General features: G+C 61.4%; 16 protein-coding genes. 7 read left to right on the top strand and 9 right to left on the bottom strand.

The genetic code is table 11. The annotated features are described in order from the left end of the window. The first annotated feature begins 15 nt into the window (after positions 1-15). Together RS887_RS29455 and RS887_RS29460 are read left to right on the top strand one after the other, a co-directional pair. A complete protein-coding gene (locus tag RS887_RS29455) occupies positions 16-570 on the top strand; it encodes an XRE family transcriptional regulator (protein WP_322618160.1) in 555 nt (184 codons plus the stop codon). 20 nt (positions 571-590) lie between these two features. Continuing rightward, positions 591-1,937: a glutamine synthetase family protein gene (locus RS887_RS29460; RefSeq protein ID WP_322618161.1), complete on the top strand. Its 1,347-nt coding sequence runs from the start codon at positions 591-593 to the stop codon at positions 1,935-1,937. Positions 1,938-2,121: 184 nt separating this feature from the next. Here RS887_RS29460 and RS887_RS29465 read toward each other — a convergent pair whose 3' ends face one another. The 5 genes from RS887_RS29465 to RS887_RS29485 form a co-directional block, all read right to left on the bottom strand. After that, entirely contained in the window at positions 2,122-3,486 is a 1,365-nt protein-coding gene (locus RS887_RS29465) for a cytosine permease (protein WP_322618162.1), read from the bottom strand. Positions 3,487-3,491: 5 nt separating this feature from the next. Beyond that, on the bottom strand, positions 3,492-4,169 hold the full coding sequence (locus RS887_RS29470) for an isochorismatase family cysteine hydrolase (RefSeq protein ID WP_322618163.1): 678 nt from the start codon (positions 4,167-4,169) through the stop codon (positions 3,492-3,494). A gap of 91 nt (positions 4,170-4,260) precedes the next feature. Then, entirely contained in the window at positions 4,261-4,413 is a 153-nt protein-coding gene (locus tag RS887_RS29475; RefSeq protein WP_322618164.1) for a hypothetical protein, read from the bottom strand. Between the two features lie 147 nt (positions 4,414-4,560). Then, on the bottom strand, positions 4,561-5,604 hold the full coding sequence (locus RS887_RS29480; protein WP_322618165.1) for an LLM class flavin-dependent oxidoreductase: 1,044 nt from the start codon (positions 5,602-5,604) through the stop codon (positions 4,561-4,563). Positions 5,605-5,828: 224 nt separating this feature from the next. Beyond that, positions 5,829-6,314, bottom strand: coding sequence for a flavin reductase family protein (locus RS887_RS29485; protein WP_008000480.1), 486 nt, complete (start codon positions 6,312-6,314; stop codon positions 5,829-5,831). Positions 6,315-6,638: 324 nt separating this feature from the next. Between RS887_RS29485 and RS887_RS29490 the strand changes: the two genes are divergently transcribed. Then, positions 6,639-8,048 (top strand): purine-cytosine permease family protein, encoded by a 1,410-nt coding sequence (locus RS887_RS29490; protein ID WP_322618166.1) that lies wholly within the window; start codon positions 6,639-6,641, stop codon positions 8,046-8,048. Positions 8,049-8,197: 149 nt separating this feature from the next. Here RS887_RS29490 and RS887_RS29495 read toward each other — a convergent pair whose 3' ends face one another. After that, positions 8,198-8,818, bottom strand: a complete 621-nt coding sequence (locus tag RS887_RS29495) for a glutathione S-transferase family protein (protein ID WP_322618167.1) — start codon at positions 8,816-8,818, stop codon at positions 8,198-8,200. Between the two features lie 355 nt (positions 8,819-9,173). Here RS887_RS29495 and RS887_RS29500 point away from each other — a divergent pair, with 355 nt between their 5' ends. Beyond that, a complete protein-coding gene (locus tag RS887_RS29500; RefSeq protein WP_322618168.1) occupies positions 9,174-10,499 on the top strand; it encodes an OprD family porin in 1,326 nt (441 codons plus the stop codon). A gap of 315 nt (positions 10,500-10,814) precedes the next feature. After that, the gene (locus RS887_RS29505) at positions 10,815-11,915 is read left to right on the top strand and encodes a polyamine ABC transporter substrate-binding protein (RefSeq protein ID WP_322618169.1); all 1,101 of its coding nucleotides are present in this window, start codon (positions 10,815-10,817) and stop codon (positions 11,913-11,915) included. A 248-nt stretch (positions 11,916-12,163) separates the two neighbouring features. On the opposite strand, the gene RS887_RS29510 is transcribed toward RS887_RS29505, so the two are convergent. Next, positions 12,164-13,099, bottom strand: coding sequence for a DMT family transporter (locus RS887_RS29510; protein WP_322618170.1), 936 nt, complete (start codon positions 13,097-13,099; stop codon positions 12,164-12,166). An 84-nt stretch (positions 13,100-13,183) separates the two neighbouring features. Between RS887_RS29510 and RS887_RS29515 the strand changes: the two genes are divergently transcribed. Together RS887_RS29515 and RS887_RS29520 are read left to right on the top strand one after the other, a co-directional pair. Then, positions 13,184-13,747: an XRE family transcriptional regulator gene (locus RS887_RS29515; protein ID WP_322618171.1), complete on the top strand. Its 564-nt coding sequence runs from the start codon at positions 13,184-13,186 to the stop codon at positions 13,745-13,747. Between the two features lie 14 nt (positions 13,748-13,761). Then, positions 13,762-15,168: an FAD/NAD(P)-binding protein gene (locus RS887_RS29520; protein WP_322618172.1), complete on the top strand. Its 1,407-nt coding sequence runs from the start codon at positions 13,762-13,764 to the stop codon at positions 15,166-15,168. Positions 15,169-15,921: 753 nt separating this feature from the next. Here the strand turns inward: RS887_RS29520 and RS887_RS29525 are convergent. Both RS887_RS29525 and RS887_RS29530 read right to left on the bottom strand, forming a co-directional pair. Next, positions 15,922-18,171 carry an Ig-like domain-containing protein gene (locus tag RS887_RS29525; protein ID WP_322618173.1) on the bottom strand — a complete coding sequence of 750 codons (2,250 nt, stop codon included), beginning with the start codon at positions 18,169-18,171 and terminating at the stop codon, positions 15,922-15,924. A 35-nt stretch (positions 18,172-18,206) separates the two neighbouring features. Beyond that, on the bottom strand, positions 18,207-19,553 hold the full coding sequence (locus RS887_RS29530) for a hypothetical protein (RefSeq protein ID WP_322618174.1): 1,347 nt from the start codon (positions 19,551-19,553) through the stop codon (positions 18,207-18,209). Positions 19,554-19,685 lie beyond the last annotated feature (132 nt).

The raw sequence follows: 19,685 nt of genomic DNA on the forward strand, positions 1-19,685 counted from the left end.
TCTGGAAGCCTCAAGATGGACATGCAAGAAGAAATCTCGGCGCTGGCGATCCTGATCCAGGACCTGCGCAAACACAAAAAGTACACCCTCAAGGAACTGGCGGACAAAATCGGTCGCTCCGTCGGTTTTCTGTCCCAGGTCGAGCGCGGTCTGTCGCGCCCGACGGTGGCGGACCTGACCGCCATAAGCGAAACCCTGGGCGTGCCGACCACCTATTTCTACAGCCTGCCCAAACCCATGGCCCTGTCCTGGGTCACCCGCCCGGACGAGCGCCGCACGCTGTACTACGCCGATGGCATTACCGACATCCTCGTTTCGCCAAAAATGCGCGCCTCGTTTTCGATGCTCGAAAGCCGGCTGGAGCCCGGTGCCAGCAGCGGCGACCGGCACATGAAGGACAGCTCCGAGCAGGGCGGTTATGTCCTGGAAGGGGAGTTGACCCTGTGGCTCGACGACAACCAACCGGTGACCCTGCGTCCCGGCGACAGCTTTCAACTGGCCAGCCATGCGCACTGCCGCTACGGCAACCTGTCCGACCAACCGACCCGCGTGCTTTGGGTTTACACCTGATAACAACAAGGAACAAATCGATGGATGCTGTGTGCTCTGATCTGCTGGCCGAGGTTCGCAACTTCCGCCACTGCAACCCCGAAGTGCGCTACGTCGACCTGATCTCCCTGGACATTCCGGGGCATTTCTACGGCAAGCGCTACCCGATCGAGATGCTCGAAAAAGTCGCTGCCGGCAGTGCACTGAAGCTGCCACAGAATTGCGTTCTGCTGGGCACCCAAGGCGGGTTGTTCAAGATCGGTGATTACTGTTTCAACGATGGCGACCCGGATGCGTTCCGCCGTTTGGTGCCTGGCACCTTGAAGCTGGTGAGCTGGGAAAAGCAGCCCTTGGGCCAGATGCTGATCACCTCCGACGGTACGCAAAAACCGATTGTCTTCGAGCCCCGCGAGGTACTGGCGCAGGTGCTGGAGCGGCTCAAGCGCAAGGGCATTCATCCGGTGGTGGCGTTCGAACTGGAGTTCTATCTGTTCGACAGCCGCTTGAAGGACGGCTTGCCGCAATTTCCCCGTGACGAGTTGACCGGCGATGCCGATGATCAGCCGAACATGCACATCGAGCGCCTGTCGCGATTTGCTCCGGTGCTCGATGAAATGGTCGAGACCGCGCGTGAGCAAGGCGTCGATGCCACGGTGATCACTGCCGAGCTCGGTCCGGGGCAGTTCGAAATCAACTTTGGCCATTGCGATGACGGCCTGCGCGCCGCCGACTGGGCCGCCCTGTTCTGTCGCAGCACCCGGGGCGTGGCGCTCAAGCACAACTTGCGCGCCAGCTTCATGGCCAAGCCTTACTTGCAGCACCCCGGCAGCGGCATGCACGTGCATGTCAGCCTGTATGACCAGGCCGGCAACAATCTATTGGCGGCGAACGGGCAGCGGGCGCTGCGTCATGCGGTGGCCGGTTGCCTGGCTGTGTTGCCGCACTGCATGCCGATTTTTGCCCCGAACCACAATGCCATGCGCCGCCTGAGCGGCACGGTGAACGTTGCGTCCCGCGCCAGTTGGGGCTTCGAGGATCGCGATGCGTGCTTGCGTATTCCGGAGTCGGATGTGAAAAACCTGCGCATTGAACATCGCCTGGCGGGTGCCGATGCCAACCCGTATCTGGCGTTGGCGGCGATTCTGGTGGGGTTGGAGCAAGGTCTGGAAGCGGAGCGCGAGCCGATTGCACCGCTCAATGAAGACCGCAGCAGTGGCATCGACTTTCCGTTGGAAATGCTCGAAGCGGTGCAGTCCATGCAAAATCATGCATCGCTGCGCGAAGGCTTGGGGGCGGAGTTTGTGGACGTCTATTGCGAGAACAAACGTCAGGATCATCTGGCATTTCTGCATGACATCAGCGCGCGGGAATATCGCTGGTTTCTCTAGGAGTCCTTGGAAAATATGTGGATATTTAAGGGCTTGGAGCGTTTATTAACTGAACAGTGAATAAAAATATCTTGTTACAGCGTGAAATATTCCGTAATATCCGCGCCGCGTTCACCACCACGGTTTATGCATTTTTAAATCCCAGGCGTCCATCAGCTGCCTGGGATTTTTTTTTGCCTGAGATTTAGTCGGCTGCTGACTCCAGGATCGGCGCTCGCTTGCCGAGCTTCATCAGCCAGTAATAACTCAACGCCGGCACCAGCAACCCGACGATCCACGCCAGATCCACCCCGTCCAGCGCCGTGGCCACCGGGCCGACGTACAGCGTGGTGTTCATGAACGGAATTTCCAGGGCAATCGCCAGCAGGAAACTACCGCAGGCAATCCGGTTGATGCGTCCGTAGATTCCGTTCAGGTCGAAGATGTCGTCAATCCGGTACTGGCCTTTGCGCAGGCAGTAGTAGTCCACCAGGTTGATCGCCGTCCACGGGATCAGGAAATAGCTCATGAAGAAGATGAAATTCAGGAAGAAGTTGATGAAGTCGTCCTGACTGATGGTGCACAGGGCCGTGGCCACCAGGCTGATCAGCAGCATGAACACAGCGCGTACCCGCGGGGTCACCTTGAGCCGGGCGAACGGTTCGATCACGGTGATGGTCGACATGAACGCGCCGTACAGGTTGAACACGTTGATCGACACCTGGCCGTAGACGATGAAGGCGAACAGCAGCACCGCGCCAGTGCCGAACAGACCGGCGACATGCCCGCCGACGTTGCTGGAAAAGTCACCGATGCCGACGCTCAGGATCGCCCCGAGAATCATCATCCACGCGCCGCCGCTGACAGTGCCGGCGTAGCTGTACCAGAACACCCGGGCGGTCGGCGTGCTGCTCGGCAGGTAGCGCGAGTAGTCGGCGACGTAAGGTGCATAGGACAGCTGCCAGGTCACGGCAATGCTCACCGCCACCAGGAACTTCGACAACGAGAAGCCGGTTGGCAGCCATTGTTCGGCCGGGATCGGCAACTGCAAGGCGAGCACCGTGGCCGCCACGAACACCACCAGCGACAGAATCGACAGCAGCTTCTGCAAGCGGTGAATCAACCGATAGCCATAGAGCGCGACGACGAAGCACAACGCGCCGATCAGGTAGATGTTGCCGGACATCGGCAGTGGGCTTACAGACTCCAGCGCCTGGGCCGCGAGCAAGGTGTTGCTGACGAAGAAACCCAGGTAGATCAGCATCACGAACAGCAGCGGCAACACGGCCCCCAACACGCCGAATTGCGCCCGGCTCTGGATCATTTGCGGAATGCCCAGCTTCGGCCCTTGCGCAGAATGGGAGGCCATGAAAATCGCCCCCAGCAACGAGCCGACGATGATCGCCAGCGCACTCCAGAACAGGTTGAGCCCCATCACCACCGGCAACACGCCGGAGGCGATGGTGGTGATGTTCATGTTGGCGCCGAACCAGATGTAGAACAGCGAGCCCGGCTTGCCGTGGCGTTCGGTCTCGGGGATGAAATCGATGCTTCTTTTTTCGACTTGCATGGCGATCACTCCTGAGTCCGGACGAGGTGGGAATGCAGACGGGCGATGGTGCCGGGCAGCTCATGGGGCTGGTGGGCAAACAGGTCCGGACGCTGGGGGACCAGGCTCAGGTAGTCGCGCTGTTCCAGGGCGCGCTGGCACTCGGTCGTTGTGAGGATTTCCAGCGCGTAGACCCAGTTGGCCATGATCAGCAGGGCCGAATAATGCCCGGCCTCGGTGGTCGTGGTGCAGGCATCGCTGACCAGGCGCACGCGATAGCCCAGGGCGAAGGCATCGAACACACTGGTCAGCACGCAGACGTCGGTCAGTACACCGCAGACGATCAGCGTGTCGACCTCCATTGCCTTGAGTCGGGCATCGAGGTCGGTGCGGTGAAAGGCACTGTAACGGCCCTTGTCGATGATGAATTCACCGGGCTGTGGCGACAGCGACTCGATGATTTCCACTTGCCGGGTGCCGGCGCGGTAACTGCCGGGGCCACCGTCGGCGGCCAGGGGTTCACCGTGGGGCAGGTCACTGCCATCGGCCTGATTGATGTGACGGGTATAGATGACAGGCATCCGCTGATGGCGGGCGGAATCGAGCAGGGCGGCGGTATGGGCGACCACCCTGTCGACGTTTTCCAGGACGAAACCGTCCTCCTGCTGCATGTCGATGATCAACAGCGCGTTGTTATTGTTCATTGGGCAAACCTGATCAAAGGCGAAACACAAGGCACCGCACGTGCCATGCAATGGCGGGCCGCGGGGTGCGTGATTGGCTGTTCGGGTGGGCTCAGTGAACTATTTGCCAGAAGCCGTTCTGCTTGGCCGAAACGCTGGCGCGCAGGCGTTTGAAATGCAGGTGCGAAGCGGTCCATTCGCCGCGCAGGTAAGCCTGTGCGGCGCCGGAGGGAAGGGCGAGTGATGGGAGACGACCAGTGACCATGGAAATCGACCCTTGTAGGAGCGAGCTCGCTCGCGAAAAACTCTGGACAGCGCGGTGATTCAGATGGCGCGCGTTATCGTTGGCGTCCATCGCGAGCGAGCTCGCTCCTACACCCCGGCTTCGCGTCCGGGGAGCAGGGCGGCGCAATCAGTGGAACGCTGGCACCACGTGCTTGATGAACAGCTCCAGGGATTTTTTCTTCTCCGCGTGGGGCAGGCTGTTATCGCACCAGAAGCTGAATTCGTCGACCCCCAGTTCCTGGTAGTACTTGATGCGCGGAATGATTTCTTCCGGGGTGCCGATCATGGCGGTCTTGTGCAGGCTCTCCAGTTCGAACTCGGGGCGACCGGCGAATTTCTCTTCCGGGCTGGGCGCGAGGAAGCCGTTGACCGGGGTGGTCTTGTTGCCGAACCAGGCATCGAACGTGCGGTAGAACTTCGAGATCGCCCTGGCCCCGACTTGCCAGCCTTGCGGATCGTCGGCGGTGTGCACGTGGGTGTGACGCAGCACCATCAGTTGCGGGCGCGGCACGTCCGGGTTGTTGTCCAGGGCGGCCTGGAATTTGTTCTTCAGGTCGAGGACTTCTTCGTCGCCTTTCATCAGCGGCGTGACCATTACGTTGCAGCCGTTGGCCACGGCGAAGTTGTGCGAGTCCGGGTCGCGGGCGGCGATCCACATCGGCGGGTTCGGCTGCTGGATCGGCTTGGGCACGCTGGTGGACGTCGGGAATTTCCAGATGTCGCCGTCATGGGCGTAATCGCCGTTCCACAGTGCCCGCACCACCGGCACCATTTCGCGCAACGCCTGGCCGCCGGAGGAGGCTGGCATGCCGCCGGCCATGCGGTCGAATTCGATCTGGTAGGCACCACGGGCCAGACCGACCTCCATGCGGCCGTTGCTGATCACGTCGAGCAACGCGCATTCGCCGGCCACCCGCAGCGGATGCCAGAACGGCGCGATGATGGTGCCGGCGCCCAGGTGAATGGTGGTGGTCTTGCCCGCCAGATAAGCCAGCAGCGGCATCGGGCTTGGCGAGATGGTGTATTCCATGGAGTGGTGTTCGCCAATCCACACGGTGCTGAAACCACCGGCCTCGGCCATCAGGGTCAGTTCGGTCAGGTCTTCGAACAGCTGGCGGTGGCTGACGCTTTCGTCCCAACGTTCCATGTGTACGAACAGGGAAAACTTCATGACGTTTACCTCGGATCTTTTGTTATCGGCCTGTCGACTGCGGGCTCGTTGTTTATTGGTATACCATAATACGAAATGTCTGCAAAACATTTCTCTGCCGACAAACTCGGGTTCTGTGGGAGCGGGCTTGCTCGCGAAGGCGGAGTGTCAGGCGACATCGATGTTGAGTGTGCCGGCCTCTTCGTCGGAACGCCGCCCGGAGCAAGCCCGCTCCCACAAGGGGATCAGGCCAAGACCGGTAAAGCGCCCATCTTGCCGTGGCAATACACCAGCGGCCCGCTGCTCTGGCGGGGAACGATCAGGTTTTTCACGGCGCCGACCATGATGGCGTGGTCGCCCCCTTCATATTCGCGCCACAGCTCACATTCGATGACCGCCGTGGCGTTGGCCAGAATCGGGTTGCCCAATTCGCTGAGCGTCCACTCGATCCCCTGGGCCTTGTCCTTGCCTTTGCGCGCGAAGGCATAGGCTTCGTTTTGCTGGCCACCGGAAAGCACGTGGATGGCAAAGCGTTTGTTCTTGATCAGGACCGGGTAGGAGTCGGAACTGTAGTTCGGGCAGAACAGCACCAGGGCCGGGTCCATCGACAGCGAGCTGAAGGCGCTGGCGGTGAGGCCGACGATTTGCCCATCGTCATCCAGGGTGGTGATCACGGTCACTCCGGACGGGAACGAACCCATGACTTGTTTGTAGATGGCGGCATCGATCATTGGACGGTCCTCGGGTGGTGTGACGCTGTTTTTATGTGTTTGTAGGTCTGATGGTATACCGTAATACATCTATTGCAAGGTCTTTTTAGGTGAACCGATAAACGTACGTCCTTCGTCGGAAAGTCAATGATTACGGGGCTTCCAGCTATCAAGCGCTGGGGTGAATCGGGCAGGATACCGGTTCAGAGGCGTGCTCAAAGACCGGATCAGTCTTGTTTATAGTTTGGAATACCATAATATGGTCGGCATCTGAGGGGCGGCCAGAGAGTCCCCCCGGTTTGGCTTCATACAAAGATAAGAACAGACCAACTCGAGTTCATGCACATGTCCCAGATGTCCCGGCAAGATCCGTTGATCGAGAATCACACGGTCGACTACGTTCCACTCGCAGAGCGCCACGGGAAGGCCCGCGATCTTTTCACCCTGTGGTTCAGCACCAACATCGCGCCACTGCCCATCGTCACCGGCGCCATGGTGGTCCAGGTGTTCCACCTCAATCTGTTCTGGGGCCTGCTGGCAATTGCGCTCGGGCACATGGTCGGTGGTCTGGTGATTGCGCTCGCGTCGGCCCAGGGGCCGTGCATGGGCATTCCGCAGATGGTGCAAAGCCGTGGTCAGTTCGGCCGCTATGGCGCGCTGCTGATCGTGTTCTTCGCGGCGTTGATCTATATCGGTTTCTTCATTTCCAACATCGTGTTGGCCGGCAAGTCGATTGTCGGCATTGCGCCGTCGGTTCCGGTGCCGGCCAGCATCCTCATCGGTGCCCTCAGCGCCACGGCCATCGGGGTGATCGGTTATCGCTTCATCCACACCCTCAACCGCATCGGCACCTGGGTAATGGGCAGTGCCTTGCTGGCCGGTTTCCTCTATATCTTCGCCCATGACCTGCCGGCGGACTTCTTCACTCGGGGCACGTTCAACCTGTCCGGCTGGCTGGCCACGGTCTCGCTGGGCATCATCTGGCAAATCAGTTTCTCGCCGTACGTGTCGGACTACTCGCGCTACCTGCCGGCGGATATCGGCATCACCCGGCCGTTCTTCGCCACCTATCTGGGGGCGACCCTGGGCACGATCCTGTCGTTCACTTTCGGTGCCGTGGCGGTACTGGCTACCCCGGAAGGCACCGAGGCGATGGCAGCGGTGAAGCAGTCCACCGGTTGGCTGGGGCCGATCCTGATGGTGCTGTTCCTGCTCAACATCATCAGCCACAACGCCTTGAATCTGTATGGCGCGGTGCTGTCGATCATCACGTCGATCCAGACCTTCGCCAGCCAGTGGACGCCCAGCATCAAGGTGCGGGTGGTGTTGTCGAGCATCGTGCTGGCGGGTTGCTGTGTGGTGGCGCTGGGTGCCTCGGCGAATTTCATTTCGCAGTTCATCGGCCTGATTCTGGCGCTGTTGCTGGTGTTGGTGCCGTGGGCCTCGATCAACCTGATCGACTTTTACCTGATCAAGGGTCGTCGCTATGACATCGCCTCGATCTTCCGGGCTGACGGTGGCATCTACGGTCGCTTCAACCTGCACGCAATCATTGCCTACTTCATCGGCATCATCGTGCAGCTGCCATTCGCCAATACTTCACTGTACGTCGGACCGTACGCCAATCTGGTAGACGGCGCCGATCTGTCGTGGCCGGTGGGGCTGGCGGTGACGTGCCCGTTGTATTACTGCCTCGCTACGCGAAGCCAGCCGCAGGAAAGCCGTTCGGTGAAACTTGGCTACGCCGACTTGTAGGAGCGAGCTTGCTCCGGGCGGCGTTCCGACGATGGACTCAAGAGCACTGCGTTTAGTCAGTAAACACGCGTAATCGTTAACGACCATCGCGAGCAGGCTCGCTCCTACAGGGATGGCGACATGGCGGCTGTCTTGTGTTCGGCGAACGCTCAGGAATGATTGAACACCTTCAGGCCGCGTTGCACCGCGGGCCTGGCTTCGACCGTGTCAAACCAGCGCGACAGCTGAGGCAGTTGCTTCCAGTCCAGTCGATCACGGAACGCGGTGGCGATGGTGAATGCCATAATGTCGGCCATGGAGAACTGCTCTCCGGCCATGAATTCGTCCGTCAAAAAACGTTCCGAGAAGGTCAGTTGTTCGATCACCCGCAGATCGATGATCGCCGCCGCCTTGTCCTGCCCCGCCTGGTGCAGGAAAAACGCGGCATGGCTGGGGGCGATGACATCGGTCACGAAAAAGAAATATCGGTCGATCACCCGGATGCGCTCAGGCCCTGGCTGCGCCGGTGCCAGCCGTCCAGGCGCCTTGGCATCGGCATACTGGATGATGGCGTTGGACTGGTTGATGACCAGCATCGGCGTAGTCCCGTGATCGATCAGGGTCGGGACTTTTCCGGCCGGGTTAAGCGCCAGGAAGGCCGGCCCACGCTGCTCCTGTGCATACAGGTTCAGCTTGCGTGCCGTGTAGGCGATGCCCGATTCTTCCAGGGCAATCGCTGCCCGCAGACTGTTGCCCGTGTTGGCACCGAACAGCTCGATTTGATCGTTCATGAGTCATTGCTCTTGTCGGGACATGCAGGCAGCCGCCGAACACTGCCGATGAAATCAGTATGGTGAAAATTCGCTGCACCGATATGCAAAAACGGTGACCGTCCATACCCCGGCGCGACAAGCCGTATCCCTCCACGAAAACTACTTTCACCGCGTTTGATAATCGCTTCTCGAAATGTTTTAAGAGTTTCACAAGCCAGTCAGTCAACCCTCACCTCGAACGACCGATGACTCATGTCACTCATCGAGCGCGCCTGTTTTCGCGCCCGGGTTGAGTGCTGTTGTGTGGGCGGTAATTGGTCCTGCCTGGCGGTGAAACCTTCAAATAACGATAAGAAACACCCAGGAGCACCCTATGTTCAAACGAGCCATTCCCACTGCAGTCCTGCTGGCCACCAGTTCGCTGTGCGCACAGGCTGCCGATACCGCTGGCCATGGTTTTGTGGAAGACAGCAAGGCCAGCCTCTCGATGCGCACCTTGTATTTCAACAGCGACAATCGTGACGGCGCAGCCGATCCTTCGAAAACCGAAGAGGCGGCCCAGGGGTTTGTGTTGCGCTATGAGTCGGGGTTTACCCAGGGCGTGGTGGGGTTCGGGCTCGATGCCCAGGCATTGCTCGGCATCACACTGGACAGCGGAGCGGGGCGCCACGTCGGTAGCGGCATGATTCCCTCTGACGGCGACGGCGCGGCCGACGCCTGGAGCAGCTTTGGCCCTACGGCGAAGATGCGCCTTGGCAGGACAGAGTTTCGCTACGGCACCTTGCTGCCAAAGTTGCCGATCCTTCTGGCGAACGATGCACGCGTGTTGCCGCAATCGTTTACCGGCGCCCAGGTCACCTCGAACGACATCGATGGCCTGACGTTGACCAGCGGTGTGCTCGAGCACGCGGTAGGGCGCGCCTCGACGGACCGCACAGGCTTGTCGGTCGCCGGCAGCACGCGCGAAAGCAACAAGTTCTACTACGCCGGCGGTGACTACAACCTCACCAGGAATCTGAAAACCCAGTATTACTTCGCGCAGCTGGAAGATTTCTACAACCAGCACTTCCTCGGCCTCACGCACATCCTGCCAATTGACAGCGCCAGCTCACTGACCACCGACCTGCGCTACTTCCGCACCACCTCGAGCGGTGCCAACAGTTCGGCCTCCGGCCGCGCGCAAGGCTATCGGGTATCGGGCTACACCGACGACAACGACGGTGAAATCGACAACAGCACCTGGGCCGCGATGGTCACCTACACCCATGGCGGCCACGCGGTGTCGGTGGGCCATCAGCGTGTGGGCGATGGCAGCAACTTCGTCCAGCCCAACCAGGGCAGCCTGGTGGACAAAGGGGCGGGCGGTGGCAGTGTCTACCTGCCCACCGACAAGATGATCCAGAACTTTGCCCGGGCCGGCGAACAGACCAACTTCGGGCAATACACCTACGACTTCGCGCCCTTGGGCGTACCGGGCCTGAAAGCTTCGATCGTGTATCTGAAGGGCACGGACATCAAGGCGCAAAACGCCAGCGATCAGTCCGAGTGGGAGCGCGACATGACCCTGGACTACGTGTTGCAGTCGGGCACGTTCAAAGGGGTGGGGTTCACGCTGCGTAACGCCAGGTCGAACACTGACGCGGGCCGCAACGTCGATCAGAACCGGTTCATCATCAACTACACCTTGTCGCTGTTGTAATCACATCACAACCCCAGTGGGGGCAGCCTGCTTGAGAAGGCGGTGTGCCAGGCGGCCCACCGAGAGTTTGGGGACCACCGCAACGCTGATCAATACGGACACGTATTTTGGCCGTTTCGATCTCCTTTTGGCCTGCCTCACGCTGTGAACCGGCCACGCCGTCGGCAAGAATCAGACGCGGGTTGCCGGTTCGGCGACCCCAGGTCAAATCACAACCAGACGCTTCACTTCCTTGCCCTTGGCAATTTTCAAGGCTGCTGCCGTGTACAGAACATAAAAACCATCGAACTCACGCCACACTTGGGGAAATGATCCATGGACTCAATGAAACGCATAATGGGCGCCACCGTTTGCGGACTGTCGCTGCTGGCCAGCGCGGTGCACGCCGAACAGCACGAATTGCGGGTGTACAACTGGGCGGACTACATCCTGCCGTCCGTGCCCAAGGATTTTGCCAAGGACACCGGGATCAAGGTGACCTGGGACACCTTCGACACCAACGAGTCCCTGGAAGCCAAGTTGCTCACCGGCAACTCGGGTTACGACCTGGTGGTGCCATCGAACCAGTTCATCGAAACCCAGATCAAGGCGGGCGTATTCCAGAAACTCGACAAGTCCAAACTGCCGAACTGGTCGCACCAGGACCCTGCGTTGCTCAAGCTGCTGGACAAGAACGACCCGGGCAACCAGTACGGCGTGCCCTACATGTACGGCACCGTGCTGATCGGCTTCAACCCGGCCAAGGTCAAGGCGGCGCTGGGCGAGAATGCGCCGGTGGACAGCTGGGACCTGGTGTTCAAGCCCGAGAACATGGAGAAGCTCAAGGCCTGTGGCGTGGCGATGCTCGATTCGCCGTCGGAGATCCTGCCGCTGGCCCTGCATTACCTGGGGCTGGACCCGAACAGCCAGAACCCGGATGACTACGAAAAAGCCAAGGCACTGATGCTCAAGGTTCGCCCTTATGTCACCTACTTCAACTCCGCCAAATACATGACCGACATCGCCAACGGCGATATCTGCGTGGCCATCGGTTACTCCGGCAGCTTCTATCAATTCGGCAATCGCGCCAAAGAGGCGGGCAACGGCGTGGTCGTCGACTGGCGCCTGCCCAAAGAAGGCGCGCCGATCTGGTTCGACACCTTCGCCATTCCGAAAAGCGCGAAGAACGTGGCCGAAGCCCACGAGTTCCTCAACAACCTGCTGGACCCGAAAGTCATCGCGCCGATCAGCGACTTCCTCGGTTACCCGAATGCCAACAAGGACTCGCTGGCGCTGATCGACAAGGACATCACCGGCAACCCGAACCTGACGCCGACCAGCGACGCATTGAAGACGCTGTACGTCGTGCAGCCATTGCCGCAAAAGCTTGAGCGGGTGCGTACCCGGGTCTGGACCAGCATCAAGTCCGATCAATAACACCGGCAAACTTGTGGGAGCGAGGTTGCTCCCACATTTGAACAATGCCGACCACAATTCCCGCGCATGACAAAAACACACACTGCAGGAGCGAGCTTGCTCGCGATGGCGGACTGGCAGGTAACAGCGATGTTGAATGTGAGGGCCTTATCGCGAGCAGGGGAAATGCATTCCCACTGTGAGAGCGACGGTGGGGCGATCCCGCCTGCTCGCGAAAGCTATTCAACAAACAAGGCAGAGGCTGCGGCTTAACCCTGTGTTTCCTGTTCCAGTTCTTCCTCGACCGCTGCTGCCTTACCCTTGGTCTTCAACTCGCTGACAATCACCGCCGCCACAATCAAACCGGCGCCGACCAGGGCAATCGCCGGCAAGCGTTCCCCGGCGATGCGCCCGACAATCCCGGCCCATACCGGCTCGCCGGCATAGATCAGGGTGGCGCGGGTCGGTGACACGCTTTTCTGTGCCCAGTTCATCGCCACCTGAATCGCCGCACTCGCCGCCCCAAGGCCCAGTGCGCTGCACAGCAGCAACCAGGAGAAATCCGGAATCGCCTCGTTGGTCGGCATCACCATCAGGAACGACAGCACCGAAGTGACCGCCAGTTGCACCGCCGTCACCCGACGCACATCGACCTGGCCGGCATAGGTGCTGATCAGGATGATCTCGGCCGCAATGGCCACGGCGCTGATCAAGGTGGCGATTTCACCGGGGCTGAAGTTGAACGACGCACCGGACGGCCCGGACAACAGCATCAGCCCGGTAAAGGCCAGCATGATGCCGATGCTGGGCATCAACCCCGGACGCCGTCCCAGCACCAGCCATTGCAGCAACGGCACAAACGGGACATACAGCGCGGTAATGAACGCCGATTGGCTGCTGGGAATGCTCTGCAACCCGACCGTCTGCAAGCCGTAGCCGAGCATGATCGCCACGCCGATGAACGACCCCGCCTTGAGTTCGAACAGGGTCAGGTTGCGCAGGTGGTGCCAGGAAAACAGGGCGACGATGCTTGCGGCGGCGGCAAAGCGCAGGCCGACGAAAAACATCGGGCCGCTGACGGTCATCGCATGCTGCACCAGCAGGAAAGTACCGCCCCAGACCATCGTGATCAGCACCAGCACGCATTCGGCCTTGCTGAACCTTGTAAAACGGGAGGAAGCCTTTGGGGAGTTCACCGACGTCATGACCTTGCACGCTACTGGAGGGGGACGCACAATGCGCCGAATGTTGCGCAGTATACTGCCCAACCCCACTCAGTGAGCAATATAGTGCACAAAGATTCTACCCAACGGGCATCGGTCCTCCAGCACGTCAGTCAAAACGTCCGTCGCTTGCGTCATGCCGCCGACCTGAGCCAGACCGCGCTGGCCGAAAAGTCCGGTGTCAGCCGTCGAATGCTGGTGGCGATCGAGGCGGGGGAAAAGAACGTCAGCCTGACCACCCTCGACCGGGTGGCCGAAGCCCTCGACGTTGCCTTCAGTGACTTGATCCAGGCTCCCGACGCCCGTGATCCGAGCCGTATCAATGAGCTGGCCTGGACCGGCACGATTCCTGGCAGTAAAGCGGTGTTGCTCTCCAAGGCCCAGGCCAGCCGCGAAGTCGAGCAGTGGGAGTGGTGCCTGCAACCGGGCGAGGTGTATCCGTCGGAGCCGGACGCCGATGGCTGGAGCGAGCAGATTTATGTCTTTGCAGGTTGCCTGACCGTTATGCTCGGCGACCAGCCACAGCATATCGCGGCGGGTGAATTCTTCATGTTCGCCAGCAACCAGCCGCACTGTTATCGCAACGACGGGACAGTGGCGGCGCGATTTGTGCGTAATGTGGTGATCTGAACAGGGAGAGCACGATGGACCAGACCTTGACCAATGACGCCGACATCCTGATTGTCGGCGGCGGCCTCAGTGGCGCGATGCTGGCGGCGCAGTTGATGCGTTTGCCGGGCCAGCGCCGGGTGCTGGTGATCGAGCCCCGGGCCGAGTTGGGGCGGGGCGAAGCCTACAGCGCGGTGGAACCGGGCCATACGCTCAACGGCAATGCGGCGCGGATGAGTGTCGACCCGGACAACGCCGACGACCTGACCCAATGGTTGACCGAGTACATCGAGGCGGGCGGCTGGCCGGAATCGGATCAGCAGCACGTGCCGATCAGCGAGTTGTTTCCACCGCGGGGCGTTTTCGGCCTGTATGCCCGGCAACGCCTGGCAGAAGCGCAGGCGGTGGGCGCCTTGAACGGTTCGACGGTCGGGCATGTGCAGGCCGAGGTGATCGATCTGCAAACCGATGCCGACGCCGTACAGTTGACCTTGAGCGATGGCCGATGCGTGCAGGGTGCTTTTGCGGTACTGGCCACCGGGATGTTTCCCGCCGCGCGCACGCCACAAACCCGGTCCAGCGGCTTGAACGCAGCGGCCCTCGATCCGTGGGGTGTGGCGGCCATGCAGCAACTCGATCCGCAATCGACGGTCATGATCATCGGCTCGGGCCTGACCATGGTCGACGCCGTGGTGTCCCTGGAACAGGCCGGGCATCGTGGGCCGATCGAAGTGTTTTCCCGCCATGGACTGTTGCCCCATATACGTCGCCAGCCACCAGCCTGGGTGGATTTTCTCGCTGCGGACCCGAGTATCCGCACACCTCGCCAGTTGATGCGCGAGTTGCGTCGACACTGCCGGGACGCCATCGCCCAAGGCATCGATTGGCAGGCGCCACTGGACACGGTACGGGCACACATTGGTCGCTTGTGGCATCAGGCGACGGATGAGCAGCGTCGGCAGTTCGTGCGGCATGTGCGGCCGTGGTGGGAAAGTCATCACCATCGCTCGCCACCCCTGAGCGCCAAATTGGTGGAGCGCTTATATAAAGAAGGGCGGTTACGTGTTCACGCAGCCTCATACAAGGGCCTTGAGCCTGCGATGAATGGCGGCGTGAGTATCCGCCTTCGGCGGCGCGGCGAGGCGCAGACCTGTGTGGTCAGCGGTGCCGCCCTGATCAACTCCAGCGGTATCGAATATGACTGGCGTCGGGTCGCGCGACCGCTGCCCCGGCAACTGCTCGCCCGAGGCCTGGTGCGGCCGGGGCCGTTGGCCCTGGGCATCGCGGCAGAGGTGGATGGCGCGGTCCTGAACGCCGAGGGTCAGCCCGCCCGCCGTCTGTTCGCCATGGGCCCGCCATTGCGTGGCATGTGGTGGGAAAGTACCGCCGTCACCGATGTGGCGAGCCAGGCCAAGGCGTTGGCCGAGCGGCTGGTGCGCTAGTCGCCCGTTCAACACGCCTCGCCTTCAGCGCGGAGTGTTGGTGCTCAGCCAGCGCTGTTTGAGTCGCTCCAGGTTGCCGTCCTGTCGCATCTGGTCCAGCGCCTCTTGCCAGTGTGCCATTGACGGGACTCGTCGATCAGGTTGTGGGTCTGAGTGCATATCCGTTGCTGCGGTAACGGCGGCTGGCGGTTTCGCCCTTACGGCGACTCACTTTTTTACATGCGCCTAAAAAAAGTAAGCAAAAAAACGCTCGCCCCGAACGTCCGGCCCCTCGCCAAGGCTCGGGGTTCCTTCGCTCCGGCATTCATCCGGGGGCATTGCCCTCCGGTCGGCTTCGCGCGACCTGCATGCAATGAGTTCGACTGCGTCGAACGGCGCTGCGCGCCAGTCCCCGGATGAACACCTCCGCTCAGCCTGCCGAGGGGGCGGGTGGATCAAGATCAAGAGCGGCAGGCGAGCTAACGCTCGGCCCTGTAGGAGCGAGCCTGCTCGCGATGGTCGTCAACGATGACGTGGGCTGTCTGAATCCCCGCGGTGTCCCGGCGTTTTTCGCGAGCAGGCTCGCTCCTACAGGGGGGGGCGGTCACGTTAGATCAGGCCGGCCAATAGGCCGCCTCGCTTTTGCTTTGGCTTTTGAACTTCTTGCCCCTCGAGGTCATGCCACTCTGGTCGGCGCTGGCGATGTTGTAGTCATGGTCTTGTCCTTGGGGTGCAGCCAACCCCATCAACCAACATGGCTGATGGGGCGCAGGCTCAGTTGGCGATCACCGGCACCGTGCGCACGGAGCCTTGGGACGAGGTGATCGTGGCGGTCGGGTTCGCCGACGGAACCACCGTGGTGGTGTTGTTCACCGTCAACTTCCAGCGACCGTTCGCCGGTACGGCGGTGGTGCCCAGGGTGACCAGTCCGGTCGGAGTGGTTACCTTGATGGTGATGGTGTTGCCGGTGGTCACCGATGAGGTACCGGCAAAGCTCCAGGTGAAGCGGTTATTGGAGCGGGCGCTCACCGTTGCGGTGGTCACTGCGAAGGTTTCCGCAACAGGCCGTGGCGAGACCTGCACCGTGACCGTGGCCGGCGACGTCGACCGGGCGCCGAAGCTGTCCCGGGCGATGTAGGTGAAGGTCGTGGTGAAGGCCGTGGTGAAGGTGGCCGGTGGGGTGTAGGTGAGCACCGTGCCGTTACTGCTGACGATGCCGCGACCTGTCGGTGGTTGAGTGAAGCTGGCGACCGCCAGTGGCAGGTTGCCTTCCGGATCGGTGTCGTTGGCCAGCACGTTGATTGGAATTGCCACACCCAGTGTCGTGACGGCATCGGCGACTGCCACCGGAGGCCGGTTAGGCGCCACGGTGATGGTCACGGTTGCCGCTGTCGTCGAGGCCAGGCCTTTGATGTCCTGGGCCTTGTAGGTGAAGGTCGTGGTCAGCGGCGCATTGACCACAGCGGGAGGGGTGTAGACCACCGCCGTAGTGCCGCTCAATGCCACGGTGCCCTGGCCGGCGGCCGGCTGGGTCAGCGCGGTAATGCTCAGCGGCGTATTGCCGTCCGGGTCCCTGTCGTTGGCCAGCAGGTTGAGGGTGATCGGCACGCCGAAGCTGGTGCTGCCGGTATCGGCGACGGAGATCGGTGCCTGGTTCGCGCCGGAGTCCGGCGCCGTACCGACGACGACCACTGGCTCTGTGTCGCTGCCGCCGGCGGCGGATTTCACCGTAACGGTTGCAGGGGGTTGGCTCAGGTCCGCCACCGTCAGGCGTTGCAGGGTGCCGGTTTTCGATAGCCTTCCGTAGCCCTGGGCGACCATGTCCGGTACCACCACTTCGTCTGTGGAGGTGGCCTCGATCAGCAGGCTGTGGTTGCTCCAGTTGTAAAGAGCGGTCTGGATTTTCACCACGTCCGAGAGCTTGCTCGACACCGAGGTCGGGCGGGTGGTCCCTGCCGGGTTGGTGGCAGTGACCACCACGACTGGAGGCACGGTTGCGTTGGTCAGCAGATGCTGGGCGAAGAATACGCCGTTGTTATCGCTCAGCATGTTGGTCTGGCAAGGCGACACAGGCGGGCCGGGAACCAGCGCGATGCTTTCACGGAAACACAGGGTCGAACCGGTGGCGGCTTTGGCAAACACTTCGACCCGGGTGTTGTCGCCGCCCGTGCCGGCTGTGCGGCGGTAGGTGGCTCGGGTCATGTCCACCGCGGTTTGCGCGCGGCTGTCGAGGACCTTGCCGGACAGGGTGAAAAGGTTGGTCTGGAGGGTCCCGGCCGGACCCTGGATGCGCACGAAGTTGGTGTTGTTGGGGCTGCCGGTCACGGCCTCGGTGAGGTTCGGGTCGCCGACGAAGGTTTCGATGGCGCCGGTGTCCGGGTTCACCTCGGTGTAGGGGCCGTTGACGCTGCGCAGGAACGGCCCGATCGCGCCGTTGACTGCACCGCTGAAAACCCCCGGTGCACCGATGCCGATGTCCCTGGTAATGTTGATCGCACGACGGCCGGGGGTGGTGACGTTAACCGTTTCCACACCATAGGGGTGGGTGATGGTGTAGGTCCCGGCAGTGGGAATGTTCACCCGCATACGAATCCGCGCGAAGCTGATCTGGTCGCCGTCGACCGGATTACCGCCGGCAAACGCAGCTTCTATCCCGGCGACATAAGCGTCCATGCCATAGCCGGCGGCGTTGTTGGGGATGCTGGTCTCGGCGAGGAACCAGAAGGCTTCGTCCGGCCAGTTATCCGGGAACACCATCGGCAGGGTGTCGTCGAAAACGCCCGGTGTCGGCAGCAGGGTGCACATGTAGGCCGGTGGCACACTGGCTGGCACCCGCGAGCTGGCGGCGCGGGACTGGCACAGCTCCATCGACAGTAGATTCTTGTCCTGATACCAGATCGGGAATTTCCCGGTGGCAAAGGTGTAAGGACCGGGATCGACGGCGGCGAGTTGCGCGAACGCACTGCCGGACAGCGATAGAGTCAGTCCCAGGGTGTTGAGCGCCAGGCGTGGCCATTTGTTCATGATGCCTCCTGATGAGGATCCGGGCATGTGAGCGTTCATTGCACGATGACCACTTCTTCGGTATCGCTGCCGCCATTGGATGACGTCACACGAACCTGGGCTGGCGGAATCGGTGTGATGCCGGTGGCCAGGCTTTTCACTGCGCCGTCGCCACTCAGGGCACCGATGGCCAGACCGGTGCCCGTGGTAGCTGTGAGCACCGGTGGCGACGTTTCATCGCTGGTCGAGGCCGTGATGGTGATTTGCCCGGTGCTCAGGCTGTATTCGGCACGTGAGATCGTCACCAGGTCGGTCAGCGGCATGGGCAAGGTGGTTGGCGTGCTGCTGGCGATGGCCAGGTGGTTGTCGGCGGTCACTTGCAAGGTGCTCGGCAGCGTCGGATTGTTCGGCGACTGCGCATACCAGTGGCCGGTGGTGTTCGCTTCGGTGAAGCTCAGGACCGGGTTGTTGCTGGCCAGGGTCACAGTGGCCGGTGGTGGCGGGGCCAACACGAACACGTCCTGCTGGGCCACGGGTGCGCTGGTGCCGGCATGCCGCGAGTAGGTGCTGCGCTCGGCGATCACCGGAGTCGGCCGGACCACCGACGACAATTTGCCGGAAACAGCAAAGAGGTTGGTGCGCAAGTCCAGGCCATTGGGGCCTTCGATGCGCACGTAGTTGGTGTTGAACGGGCTGCCGGTGACGGCTTCGTTGAGGTTCGGATCGCCGACGAATTGTTCGGCCTGGCCCGTGGTCGGGTTGGTCTCGGTGTAGGGGCCATTGACACTGCGCAGGAACGGCCCGACGTCGCCCTTGAGCGCGCCGTCGTAGGTTTTCGGCGCGCCGATGCCGATGTCACGGGTCATGTTGATTGCCCGTCGGCCGGGGGTGTCGACGTTGAACACTTCGACGCCGTAGGGGTGGGTGATGACATAAGTGCCGGCGGTGGGCACATCGATGCGAATACGGATACGGGCGAAGCTGATCTGGTCGCCCTCCAGTGGATCCCCACCACTGAAGGCTGCTTCGAGCGCCGAGACATAGGTCAGGTCGATGCCTCGGGCGACATCGACGATGGTCGTTTCGCCTGTGGCCCAGAACGCTTCGTCGGGGAAATTGGTCGGGAAGACCAACGGTTGGGTGTCATCGAAAATGCCGGGATTAGGGATCAACGAGCACATGTAAGTCGGGGCGCCCGGCGCGCTGGCAACCCTGGAACTGACAGCCTTTGATAAGCACAGGTCAAGGGTTCGGCCGTGGCTATCCTGATACCAGGCGGCGAAATTGCCATTGGCTGGCAGGTAGGGTCCGGGGTCTACGGCAAACAGCGCTGCCTGGGCGATGCCTTGGGCTAGAGCGGTCACGACCAGGGCGGTCGTGGCTTTGCACAGTAAAGGGTGCATGAGTATTCCCTCTATCGAAGTACCTGCCCTTTGGGGATGGGTCAGTTGGCTGGGAGTTTGGCAACTTCCGTACCAATCAGCGAAAACGTCCGTGAGAGGCCCGAACTACGGGTGTAGATGCAGCCGCCGGTG

Origin of the sequence: Pseudomonas sp. BIC9C (assembly GCF_034541995.1) — a bacterium.
GTDB lineage: Bacteria > Pseudomonadota > Gammaproteobacteria > Pseudomonadales > Pseudomonadaceae > Aquipseudomonas > Aquipseudomonas fluorescens_CC.